The 11,745-nt window shown below is 52.0% G+C and carries 8 protein-coding genes and 1 tRNA gene; 5 read left to right on the top strand and 4 right to left on the bottom strand.

What is annotated here, in order from left to right:
- Positions 1 to 11 precede the first annotated feature (11 nt).
- Entirely contained in the window at positions 12 to 404 is a 393-nt protein-coding gene (locus tag MHH78_RS01275) for a hypothetical protein (RefSeq protein WP_341166398.1), read from the bottom strand.
- A 290-nt stretch (positions 405 to 694) separates the two neighbouring features.
- On the opposite strand from MHH78_RS01275, the gene MHH78_RS01270 reads away from it, so the two are divergent.
- Both MHH78_RS01270 and MHH78_RS01265 read left to right on the top strand, forming a co-directional pair.
- Positions 695 to 3,742 carry an S-layer homology domain-containing protein gene (locus MHH78_RS01270; protein WP_341166397.1) on the top strand — a complete coding sequence of 1,016 codons (3,048 nt, stop codon included), beginning with the start codon at positions 695 to 697 and terminating at the stop codon, positions 3,740 to 3,742.
- Between the two features lie 135 nt (positions 3,743 to 3,877).
- Complete coding sequence (locus tag MHH78_RS01265; RefSeq protein WP_341166396.1) at positions 3,878 to 4,783, top strand: AraC family transcriptional regulator; 906 nt, start codon at positions 3,878 to 3,880, stop codon at positions 4,781 to 4,783.
- A 79-nt stretch (positions 4,784 to 4,862) separates the two neighbouring features.
- On the opposite strand, the gene MHH78_RS01260 is transcribed toward MHH78_RS01265, so the two are convergent.
- Positions 4,863 to 6,656, bottom strand: coding sequence for a helix-turn-helix domain-containing protein (locus tag MHH78_RS01260; RefSeq protein ID WP_341166395.1), 1,794 nt, complete (start codon positions 6,654 to 6,656; stop codon positions 4,863 to 4,865).
- A 253-nt stretch (positions 6,657 to 6,909) separates the two neighbouring features.
- Between MHH78_RS01260 and MHH78_RS01255 the strand changes: the two genes are divergently transcribed.
- A tRNA-Leu gene (locus MHH78_RS01255) sits at positions 6,910 to 6,993 on the top strand.
- Between the two features lie 286 nt (positions 6,994 to 7,279).
- On the opposite strand, the gene MHH78_RS01250 is transcribed toward MHH78_RS01255, so the two are convergent.
- Positions 7,280 to 8,566 carry a Gfo/Idh/MocA family protein gene (locus tag MHH78_RS01250; RefSeq protein WP_076077235.1) on the bottom strand — a complete coding sequence of 429 codons (1,287 nt, stop codon included), beginning with the start codon at positions 8,564 to 8,566 and terminating at the stop codon, positions 7,280 to 7,282.
- 127 nt (positions 8,567 to 8,693) lie between these two features.
- Here MHH78_RS01250 and MHH78_RS01245 point away from each other — a divergent pair, with 127 nt between their 5' ends.
- Both MHH78_RS01245 and MHH78_RS01240 read left to right on the top strand, forming a co-directional pair.
- On the top strand, positions 8,694 to 9,509 hold the full coding sequence (locus MHH78_RS01245; RefSeq protein WP_341166394.1) for an AraC family transcriptional regulator: 816 nt from the start codon (positions 8,694 to 8,696) through the stop codon (positions 9,507 to 9,509).
- A gap of 133 nt (positions 9,510 to 9,642) precedes the next feature.
- Positions 9,643 to 10,365, top strand: coding sequence for a bZIP transcription factor (locus tag MHH78_RS01240; RefSeq protein WP_340827742.1), 723 nt, complete (start codon positions 9,643 to 9,645; stop codon positions 10,363 to 10,365).
- Between the two features lie 64 nt (positions 10,366 to 10,429).
- Here the strand turns inward: MHH78_RS01240 and MHH78_RS01235 are convergent, their stop codons facing one another.
- The gene (locus MHH78_RS01235; protein ID WP_341166393.1) at positions 10,430 to 11,743 is read right to left on the bottom strand and encodes a 6-phospho-beta-glucosidase; all 1,314 of its coding nucleotides are present in this window, start codon (positions 11,741 to 11,743) and stop codon (positions 10,430 to 10,432) included.
- Positions 11,744 to 11,745: the final 2 nt, after the last annotated feature.

The following is an 11,745-nucleotide window of genomic DNA, read 5'->3' as shown; positions in this document are numbered from 1 at the left end:
AAATATAAGTGTTAGCCCATTAAGCCCTTGAGCCCGCCCAGAAAAGGCCGGATTGACTTGATCATATTGTAGCCCATCTTCATCACCGGCATGGCCTTCTGCACCATTCCGAACATGCCCATGAACCGTCCGAGACCCCCGCCGATACCGGCCGCCCCGCCTCCCCCGCCCATCAGCGAGCCGAGTAGAGGCATGAAGCCGGACACCTCTGCTCTGCGCGCAGCTGAAGAGGATTTCCGTTTCGAGGGTGGCCCCTTACGCGTGCTGGGTCTGGACAGAATCACTGCCTCCTGGTTCAGGTCTGTAATCCACCCTACATAGGAACGCCCATTATGCAAAGTGATGCAGACCGGCTGGCCCTTCAGCTGCTGTGCCCGCTTGCGGAGCTTTGTTGAATTTGCCATTCGTCATTCACCTCACTGTTCTATATACTCTATTTTACTCAGAACCTGGGGGGCGGCTTGTGCGGGTATGGAGTTCTAGGGATTATTTTTGAACAACCCGGGGCTGTCTTTGGGGGCGGATGTTCTAAAAATATACAAATTGTGAATTCAGGTTAATTGTAGTGAAATATTTTACAGTGAAAAAAAGGGAAACGGATATACATGTAGAATTACCCTGAAGTACTGGGTTTGGCGTGAAAAATCATGACTTTAGTCCCGGTTCTAATTCTATTGGGGAGTGACCTAATCTCTTGGCTATCCATCGTTCATTCAGAAATACTTGCTTCATCGTCTTATTATTTATTCTTCTACCATTTACACAGAGTTACGCCGATGCTGGACAAATGGCAGACATCAAAGGACACTGGGCGGAATCCGATATTCAGCAGTGGCTGGATCAGGGACTCATTACCGGCTATCCCGATCATACTTTCCGGCCGGGGGCTGAAGTATCGAGAGGTGAGTTCGTAGCGCTAGTGAACAGAGCGTTTAAGTATTCGGATACGAAGGCTATCAGCTTCAAGGATCTGAAGCCGGCGAATTTTGCGTACATAGAAGTGCAGAAAGCTACCGCTCAAGGATATATTAGCGGATTCAGCGACAATACTTTCCGTCCTGATAAGTCAATCACAAGACAGGAAACTGCTGTTATCATCTCTAGAATACTAGGCTTTGACAGTAAAGGGGGAACGGCTGCAGTCTCTGCACAGGACGCGAATCTTATCTCTGCCTGGAGCAAACCTGCCATAGGGTATCTATTGGATCAGGGGATCATGAGCAAGAATGCGGATGGAACCTTCCAACCGCAGCGCAATATGACCCGTGCCGAGACCGTAGTGGTCATCAAGAAGGCGCTGGCTCTGAGTACAGTGGTCTATGATCAGGCAGGTACGTTTGGAGATTCTGCAGTAAGCACAGTACAGCATAATGTGAGAATTACAGCTTCCAATGTCACGCTCCGCAATATGCATATCCGTGGTGACCTCGTCATTGCTAAAGAGGTGGCAGATGGGGACGCCAACCTTGAACAAGTTCAAGTAGACGGTGTAACACGTATTGAAGGTGGAGGCAGCAACAGTATTCATATCCGGAACAGCAAACTAAACACGGTATCTGTGAATAGGCTGAATCATGCGGTGAGAGTTGTAGCCGAGGGTACAAGCGTTGTGCAGGACGTACAGATTCTATCCAGCGCGGTTATTGAAGAGAAGGATCTTACCGGCGATGGTTTTGTGAATGTAACCGTGCTTCCTGAGGCCCAGACATCTTCATCAGAGCGCACAGTGGTGCTTGCCGGAGACTTTAAGAAGGTTTCTGTAGGCGGCAGCCTCAAAGAGTTCAATGTTCGCTCAGGCAGCGTAGCTAATTTGCTCATCCAAGAGAATCTATTGATTCCTACTCTGAATTTCAGCAAGAATGTTGTTGTCGAAAAGCTGGAAATGAAGAGTAAGCTGACAATCTCCGGCGAGGGCCAAGTCAAAGGCATTGTATTGTCGGAAGGCGTACCGGACCCTAAGCTGCCAAAAGAACAAACACCTGCTGCACCTGCAACTGGCGGTGGCGGCGGGTCCTCTGACCCTGGAGCGGGCGGCGGCAGCGGCGGTGGATCTCCTGATCCAGGTACAGGCGGGGGGAACGGGTCTAATCCTGTACCGGCGCTGGCTGTAACCGGAATTACCGCAGCAAACGGTATGGTAGAAGTCCAATTCAACCGGAACCTGGACAGCATACCGGATGCTGCTGATTTCGCCATTCTCGAACAGGTTAATCATGGCGAGTTTCATAAGGTTGATGTAACTTTGGTTACGCTGCTTGACAATAAAGCAACAGTTCAGCTTACAATTCCTTCGATAGCGAATAGTGAGGCTGAGCAGCTGGCGGTATACTCCGTGTCTTATAAGGGTGGAAGCCCTGTATTATCTGGAGCGATTACTGTGCCTAAGGCTAATGTGACTGTGAGTGGGCGTTTGTTTATTCAGCCTTATACGGAGAATAAGCTAGTTCCCGCCTACAATTTGCCTCTTTTCTTATCGGGAGCTAAGGGGACTTATACAGCTATTGTTGCGAAGGACGGAGAATTTTCTTTTGAGAATGTGTTGCCGGGTAATTACATTATAATAATACCTTTCTCGGGCGAAAGGTATTATACGCAAGAATTTTCAGTAGAAGCAGGCAAAGATTTGGTTCTGCCGGATCTCATGGTTATAGAGAAAATGCCCGAAGCTAAGGTTGAACAAATTACTTATACAGATATTCCTTATATTAGCGGAAGTATTATGAATTTGCATGATAATTTCAGTGTTAAGGTTGAGCTTGAGAATGGGGAGAGGTTGAACACCCTGCCTGGTAAATACTATATGTTCTTTAGCATTAATCTGTATGACTCTAATCCAGACTTGCAACTGAAGGCTAATGATAAATTATTTGTGACTTTATACGCCGATCATGGCTGGACTAGCCAGCGATTTGAGGTGAAAGTAGTCGAACGTCCGCAGACTAAGGCGCCTGTAGTGACCAGCGTGGTGTACGAGGATACCAATAGGATTAAAGGTACTATAGAAGATCCATCTGCTGAGATTACAATAACCCGTGAAGATGGAACGATTGTTGGGAAATCTAGCAGCTATGGCAATATTTTTGACATCTTCTTGTGGAATACCGCACCCTTACCTGCGGGTGAGAAGCTGAAGGTCTATGCTCAGGCGCAAGGCAAAAGAAAGAGTGAGCCTTCCTCCATTACTGTTAAAGCACCTACTGCTGTAACGGCAACACCGGTTGTAACTCAAATAGTCTACGAGAATGATTGGGTCGTTTATGGCACGGCTGAAGGAGAATCCACTATTGTTGTTAAGCGTGCGGACGGAACCATCCTTGGAGAGGGAAAGACCTTCGGGCAGGAACACAGCGGGAAATATGCAGTCTCAATAGATCCGCGCCCTGCTGTAGGGGATATTATTTATGTAACTGCCAAAGGCTATGAGAAACTTATTAGCGAGCCTGTCGCGGTTGTAGTAGCCAGTAGACCAGTTACACCTACCCCTACAGTGGTTGGTGTGGTTTATAGTGATGATACGATGATAGAAGTTTCGGTTCCTTTTCTATCGAATGCACAGTTCTATCTGAAAGATAAAAATGGCTCTGTAATTGGAGAAGTTTATACGTTCGGTGGGAGAGGATATTTCTGGTATATTAAACTTACTCCTAACACACAATATCAAATAACAGCAGTCGGTCCACTAATGAAGGAGAGCGAACCTTTCATCTTCACAGTGATAGACCGGACCAAAGAGACCGAATAATGAAGCAATTATCGTAAAAAGTCAAAAGGACACCTGCGGGTGTCCTTTTTGATAGACGTTTAATACAGTGCAACTCAAGTCATATCTACACTCTAGGCCTCTGCTAAGATCAGTAATGAAAGGAGGAGAACAGCAATGTACGAATGGAATGAGATGGTACAGCGCATGATTGACTGGGTGGAGGAGGATCTTGCAGTTTCGCCTACGCTCTTGGAGATGTCGAGACATTTAGGGTATTCTCCGTATTACTGCACCAGGCAATTTCATGCGCTGACCGGGATGACGCTGCGGGATTATGTCTGGCAGCGCCGAATTGGCCGGGCGGCACTGGAGCTTAGGGACACGGATGCGCGCATTCTGGATATCGCCGTGAAGTTCGGCTTTTCCTCCCAGGAGGCGTTCACGCGGGCTTTTATCAGAGCCTTCAAGCTCACTCCACATGCCTACCGCCAGGATCCAAAGCCGATTCCGCTGGCTATTCGTGCCGAGGTGTTCTCTCCTTATCATTATCTGATCAGGGAGCGGGATAGAATGAGACAGGTGCATTTGCAGGAAGCAGAGATTAGGCTTGAGTTCATACCGGCGCATAAGTTTATCGGCATCCGTGACATCGATTCCAGTAATTACGGCGGGTTCTGGGAGAATGGGCATGACTGTGATGAGGTCTCCGGAACCCTTGAGAGCATGTCGCATCATACGCTCTCCGGCCAACTGGGCCAGACGGCAGGCTGGTTCTATCAGGAGGGGCGCAAAGGCTATCTGTATGGTATCCTTGTCGCCGCTGATTACGACGGGGCGGTTCCGGAGGGCATGGAATGCCGGGATATCCCGGAATCGGAGTACCTGGTCTTTTTTCATCCGCCCTTTGATTACTTGCAGGATAATGGGCAGGTGATGCGTATCGTTGAGGAAGTGGCTTGGAATTATGATCCTGCGGTTATGGGCTATGTGTGGGATGAAGAGGAGAAGCAGGATTATCAGCGGCATTTCCCGGAGGGTTACGGCTATGCGGTGCTGCGGCCGGTCCGTAAATTAGACTAACTTCAGACAGCAGGCTGGCTTAAGCAAAAGCGTTCGGCGCTTCTGCTTAAGCTGCTGCATGTTATACAACAACGCTCCCTTAGGCGAGGCTCAGCACCGTTTGTGCAAGAGTATCTCCCTGATGCTCCAGCGAAGCAACCTTCGCCAGCAGCTCTGCCTGCTGCTCACGCTGCCGGCCCGTCCAACTGGCTCTGGGGGCAGCGCCGGCTGTTCGAAGTATGGCCGGGTCAGACATCTCCTTATAGTATTTATCCAGCAGGGCAGCCATTTCCCCATAGATTTCCGTCATCGCGGCCAAGGCAGCTTGTTGTTGCGGGTCATGCACCAGCGGCAGAGAGTCGCGTAAGTAGGAGGCGGCGCAGCGGCGGGCATCTGCCAGAGCCATTATGCAGAAGTGATTGACCGATAACCTGCGGCTGAAGGCTACTTCATCCGCTGCGTCGTACCAAGGGTGGTCCAGTAGTCCCTCTCTCCATAGCTCCAGCGCCTTGAAGCCTGATGCATAAGAGCTGCTGTTGGACAGGGTCTCAGCCTGCATAGATTCCAGCTTAACGCGGAGCGACGCATACAGATTCTCCAGCGCAGACGGAGCCTCCGCCTGATCGCCAAGACGAATCAACCGGTAAGGCCATTGATCCACATGGAGATACCCTTGGCTTACCCTCATATGAGCCTGGAACTCAGGATCAGCTTCAAGCTCACTGAAGGTCTCATCGTCAAAGTAACTGCGGCACAGCAGCACATCACCCTCCGCCAGATATCCTGTAATGACTCCCCACTCCGGCGCTACTCTGAGGTTAATGGCAAGGGGCAGTCTGCCTTGGCGGATATCCTCCAGAATCGCCAGCTTCTCGGCTGTGCGCTGCTGCGGCTCTAACCGGTTGGCCCGGTGGGCACTAAGTCCATAAGCCTTGCAGGCGGGGATGGAGTAGTCATAGACGACAAGGGCATCCGCAGCGCTGTAGTCCCATACCGGTTCAAAAGCCACTCTCCAGCAGGCTCCCGAATAGCCCATCACCTGCTCATAGGTGGTCTCTATGCCTCTGGCTGAAAGAGAGAGGGCCATGGCTCCTGCCCAGGAGCAATCCTGACCCCGTCCGAAGCCCAGCCGCGGAATTTCTTCCATAATGCACTGATCCCGGGAGGAGCGGGTCTGATAGAGATGGCTGCGGTCCCGGCTGTAATGAATCTGTTCGCCTTCCGCGCAGCTTACCGCATGAATGCCTTCTGTATTCAGGTAGACCAGCAGCAGGTAGTCCTGACCCCCACAGTCGATCAGACTGGGAAACAGCTCATGTGTGGCGGTGAACTGAGTCCAGCGGAAATGCTCGTAATGCTTCATTTTGGCCGCGACGCTGCGGTGTGCCTGTTCATTCCCATAATGCGCAGCCATAATCTGCAGCTCATTACTGCTGGAGACATGCCCGTTCGAGTGGATATCTATCGTAAGCAGCTGGTCCTTCAGCACAAAGGTCGAATATATGCCGTCAGGGGTCTCATAGGTAACAAGCAACAGCTTCAGGCGGCCGTCATTCCATGAGTGGGGAAAGAGGTGCTCCCCGGGGATTAGGCTTAAGCGGTCTGAAGCTACGAACTGGTTCACAAGCTGGGTTACATCCAGCTCCTGCTGTCCATCTGTATAGATTGCAGAGAGCACCACAAGCTCCTGGGGCAGCAGGATGCTGTCAATCGAGTGGTTCAATGCGGCGGATAGCAGGGGAAGGGTGGCTGTCTCCGGCAGAGACTTGCCAGTCTCCCATTTGGATACCGCCTGTGCACTGACATGGAGCAGTTCCGCTAATTGTTCCTGGGACAAGCCTTTTATTTTGCGGAGGGTAGCAATCCGTTTGCCAACTTTGTCGCTTACGATCATACTCAGTACAACTCCTATAATGGATTCCGACGTCGTAAGTCTATTATAATCTCCGTTCTCGAAATAACCCATATACTGGAGTAGGGCACGCGGTATAACAAAATCAACCGTAAGTTGAGGCAAGCTGTGACGCACCAGCTAACCCCCTCTCAATGTGGCTGTGTCCCTCTTTAACCATGATTAATAAAAAAGACTTGTTCTTTTGAAGAATTCATGATATATTACTTCTTGCGTTGCATTGAATGTTTTCTTTGCGGTCATGGCGGAATTGGCAGACGCGCTGGCTTCAGGTGCCAGTGGTAGCAATATCGTGGAGGTTCGAGTCCTCTTGACCGCATAATGGTTTTAACCGTGATGCAAGCGAAGGCCCTTCTTAAATGAAGGGTCTTTTTTTTGCTGCAAATAGAATATATGCTAAAAACCGAATACAATGCGCACGTGCTGAGGTGAACGGGCCAGATGTATTCGGAAAACCGAACACAATATGCTCTCGCCAAAGCGAGCGGGTCGGATGAGTGCGGAAAAACCGAATACAGCCCCCCTTTCACCACGTACCCGTGATCAAAGGGGGGCTTTTGCATGATCGTACAGGATTCATCGCTGCTGTGAGGCCACGCGCTAGACTACCCCTGCCAGATGTCAGCAATCCGCACCGGCTGGCCGGTCTTCATGGAGCGGTTGGCGGCAATGCCGGTCATAATCGACATCGCGCCATCCTTGTGCGAAGCTGCGCGGTTGAAGCGGTCCTCCTGCTTTTTATCAAAAATATCGCTCAGCAGCACCGGATCGCCGCCGCCATGTCCACCGCTGCTGCTCTCGAACTCCACGCGGTAAGGCTCCTTAAAGTGCGGATAGATCATGATGCTGACGCCTTCCAGCGCGCCTTCGTTTTCTTTTTTGCCGCCGGAATTGACGTAAGACTGCTCGGTAATCCGCACCTCCATCCGGCCCTGTGTCCCGTTGAACACGATGATGAAGCCCTCCCACGGCATATATGCGTTAAGCGAATAGTTCATGACGGTCTTGTTCTTGTACTTGACCATGACATTCATGGTGTCCTCAATGCTTATATTGTCCCCGAATACACTCTGGTCGCGCTGGTACCCGTCCTCGTGTTCGGCGTCCAGGTACATGCTCTTCAGGTGTTCGTTACGGTCCAGGTGAAGCGCGAACGGGTCGTTCTCGGCAGCCTTGCTGCCGTAGGCACGCTGATAGAACTCGGTGATGCCCCGTTTCTCGGCATTCTCTCTCCCGTAGAAGCGCAGATCGCCCATGGCGAAAACCGTGTCCGGCTGCGACCCCAGCCAGAAGTTCATCAGGTCGAAGTGATGCGTCGATTTATGCACCAGCAGGCCGCCGCTGTTCCGCTTGTCGCGGTGCCATCTGCGGAAATAGTCCGCTCCATGCTGGGTATTGAGCAGCCATTCGAAGTTCACGGACAGAATTTCGCCCAGCACGCCGTCCATAATGACCTCACGAATCTTCGTGTTATGCGGCGCATAGCGGTAGTTGAAGGTGACCCGCAGATTCTTGCCGGTGCGCTCAATCGCATCGAAGATCTCCCGGCATTTCTCCTCGTCAATCGTCATCGGCTTCTCGGAAATGACATCACACCCCAGCTCCATCGCGCGGATGATATACTTGTGATGCGTCCGGTCAATCGTAGTCACCAGCACGAAGTCGGGCCGGGTCTCGGTGATCATCCGGTCGAAGTCTTCAGCCTTGTACGTAGGAACTTCATGATAATCGTATTTGCCTGTAAGCATATGATTGGCGAAATTCATCCGCGTCTGATTGACATCGCAGAAGGCCACCAGCTCGGAGGTTTCGTTGTAAGCGGTAACAAGAGCGCCATAGAAAAATTCAGCCCGGCCGCCTGTGCCGACAAGTGCATATTTCTTTTTGGACAAGGGGATCACTCCATTTACTTGGATTTGATTCTATTTTATAGTATAGAAAATGCAGAAAGTAAACGGTATTTAGTCATTTTTGCTCAAAAGTGTGCTTATCTTATCCTTTCAGGGGGCTTGGTGCAGGGTGGAACCTATTTTTCAGATTGAGCAGCTGAGGCGCATCGGGCATTTTAATATGGACACCGACCATTTCCATGATTTCTACGAAATATATTATCTGCTATCCGGGGAGCGGCACTATTATATCCGTAACGGAAGGTATGCGCTGGAAGCCGGAGACCTTGTGTTTATTAACAAAAATCACCTGCACCGCACAACCGGCGGAAGTCATCTTCCGCATGAGCGGGTGCTGATCAGCTTTGACGATGCCTATCTGGAGCCCGTGGCACCCGGGGCAGACTGGATGAATGTGTTCGAAGGGGAGAGCTTCCTGCTGCGGCCTACGGCGCATGAACAGGGACTCATCACAGACCTGCTCCAGGCGATGCAGGAGGAACAGAAGGAGGGGCTGCGCTGGAGCACTGAATATACAAGGATGCTGCTGCTGCAACTGCTGATTACGCTGGAGCGGATAAGGAGGGCGAAGCCCGCCCTGGTCTCACCGGAGCAGAGCGAGGGGCAACGCCGGGTATACAGCATCATCGAATACCTGGACAACCATTACAGCGAGCGGCTGAGCCTTGGGGGGATTGCCGAGCGGTTCTTCATCAGCGCTACGTATCTGTGCCGGATTTTCAAGCAGACGACAGGCTTCACCATCACTGAGTACCTGAACTATGTCCGCATCCGTGAGGCGAAGGTACTGCTCACGCAGACGAAGTGGCCGGTCACCCGGGTGGCGGCGGAGACGGGATTTGAGAGCATTGCGCATTTCGGAAGGGTGTTCAAGGCAATTACAGGACGTTCACCCTTGCAGTACCGCAAGCAGCACCGGGGGTGACGATTACGGCTCGCATCGGCCATCCGCTATTTCATTCGACAATAGCTGTTGGGATGTTACATATCTTTCTATCTTTTGACACAGAGTCTGTCTTATAATAATGAAGGTTGAAATACAAATATTGGGGTGTCCTATGACAATGAAGTCAGGCGGTCTCTGGCTCGTTGCTGCTATGCTAGCGGTAACCGTAACCGGCTGTTCTTCGGGCAGTGCAGGCGCTGGCAGAGATCGCACGGAGAAGCTGAAGGCAGAGATTAGTGAGCTGAAGAAGGAGAACAAGTTTTTAAAGGAAGAGAATGAAGCGCTGAAGAGGGACCTTGTTGTGAGGCCTGTGACAGCGAAAGAGGAAGGCGGTACGGCCGAACTTCTAAGTACCGGGGACAGCCCGGCAGCCGCTGATTCCGGCGATGAACACAAGCGGATCGTAAAAGGCACGCCGCTCACGATCGATGGAACGGGTGAGTATACCATTACCAAGACCTCATTTGGAAAGAAGGTTAATCCATCGAATCCGGGGTCATATTACACCTACTATGAAGCCAAGGAACCGGGCACAACCTATCTGGCGATCACTTTGAAGGTGAAAAATCTCGCAGGTCAAGCCATCAATGCGGGTGGAGTAGCGGAGGTGGAGGTTACATACGATAACAAATATGAATATAGTACCTTCGCGACGATGGAGAAGAACGGCGGTGAAGATTTCACCTATACCAATATCTCGACGATTGGACCGCTGAAGTATGGAACTCTGGTGTTCATGGCCGAGGTTCCTGATGAAGTGAAGTCGAGTGGCAAGACGCTATATGCGGATTTCGAGATTGAGGGCGAAACCTACCGTTATACCATAAAGAAATAAGAGAAGAGCCTGTACGGCCGCAGTGTGAACTGTGGTTAGCAGGCTCTTTATTGATGTTAAGGGATTAGTCCTGAGCGAAAAAGGCCGGCAGATACTCCCTGTTCGCTTCCAGCATCTCATCCAGCATGACGATCGCTACTTCCACGGAAGGGACGAGCGGGTGATGGGCCAGCGCCTGGATCGCCAGGCTGCGGTCGCCGGTCACGGCAGCATCGATGGCGAGCTGCTCATAGGTCTTCACGGCATGAATCAGTCCCTTGGCCATCGGCGGAATCTTCGTCAGCGGCAGCGGGAGGGGGCCGGTCTTCGTAACGACACAGTTCACCTCGATGCTGGCATCGTCCGGCAGGAAGTCCAGAATGCCCCGGTTCGCCACATTCAGCGTCTGAATATCGTTGGTGCCGTTGTAGAGAGAACGCATCAGGTTCACGGCTGCTTCCGAATAAAAGGCTCCGCCGCGTTGCTCCAGCTGCTTCGGCTTCTCATCCAGCGCAAGGTCGCTATAGATGGCGAACAGCTCCTCCTCCACACGCTTGACGACTTCGGCGCGGTTTCCGCCTTGCGCTGCGGCTTCCTGCTGCTCTGCGAGCATCGCATCGGTCATGTAGAAGTACTTGAGATAATACGAAGGCAAGGCATGCAGCGATTGCAGGAACTCGGGGTTCCATTCGCGGGCCGGAACATTCTTTGCACTGTAACCCGCGGTATCCTCAAGCATCTCCTGCAGCTTATCTTCACCCTCCACATCAATCCGGGTAATCCAGTGCAGGTGGTTCAGGCCGACGAACTCGGCATAGATCCGGTCCGGGGCAGCGTCGTATTTGGCCGATACCTGCTTGATCAGGCCGATCGGGGCATTACAGAGACCGATGCTCTTCACCTTGGAGTACCGCAGGACCGCCTCGGTGACCATACCTGCGGGATTGGTGAAGTTGAGCAGCCAGGCGTCCGGTGCCAGCTCCTCGATATCCCGGCAGATGCCGAGAATGACCGGGATGGTGCGCAGCGCCTTCAGCATGCCGCCGGGACCGGTCGTCTCTTGGCCGATCACGCCGTATTTCAGCGGGATCGCCTCGTCACGGGCACGGGCATCCAGCATACCGACACGGATCTGCGTGCTGACGAAGTCCGCACCGGCAATGGCCTCGCGGCGGTCGGTGGTGAGATGGACCTCGATCGGCAGGCCGGACTTCTCCACCATACGCTTCGCCAGAGCGTCCACGATGTTCAGCTTGTGCAGGCCAGCCTCAATATCTACGAGCCACAGCTCCCGGACCGGAAGCTCCTTATGATGCAGGATGAAGCCTTCTACCAGTTCGGGGGTATAGGAAGACCCTCCGCCGATGACGGCAATCTTAAGACCTTGGTTCGCTGTCACAA

It is taken from the genome of Paenibacillus sp. FSL H3-0333 (assembly GCF_038002805.1).
Classification (GTDB): domain Bacteria; phylum Bacillota; class Bacilli; order Paenibacillales; family Paenibacillaceae; genus Paenibacillus_AQ; species Paenibacillus_AQ silagei.
Note: the sequence above shows the minus strand (reverse complement) of the source record. Positions and strands in the feature narration are given on the sequence as shown.

Excerpts from the sequence above, each read along its gene's own strand:
- MHH78_RS01265 (WP_341166396.1), top strand. The coding sequence starts at position 3,878 with ATGTACGAATGGAATGAGATGGTACAGCGCATGATTGACTGGGTGGAG.
- MHH78_RS01260 (WP_341166395.1), bottom strand. The coding sequence starts at position 6,656 with ATGATCGTAAGCGACAAAGTTGGCAAACGGATTGCTACCCTCCGCAAA.
- MHH78_RS01240 (WP_340827742.1), top strand. The coding sequence starts at position 9,643 with ATGACAATGAAGTCAGGCGGTCTCTGGCTCGTTGCTGCTATGCTAGCG.
- MHH78_RS01275 (WP_341166398.1), bottom strand. The coding sequence starts at position 404 with ATGGCAAATTCAACAAAGCTCCGCAAGCGGGCACAGCAGCTGAAGGGC.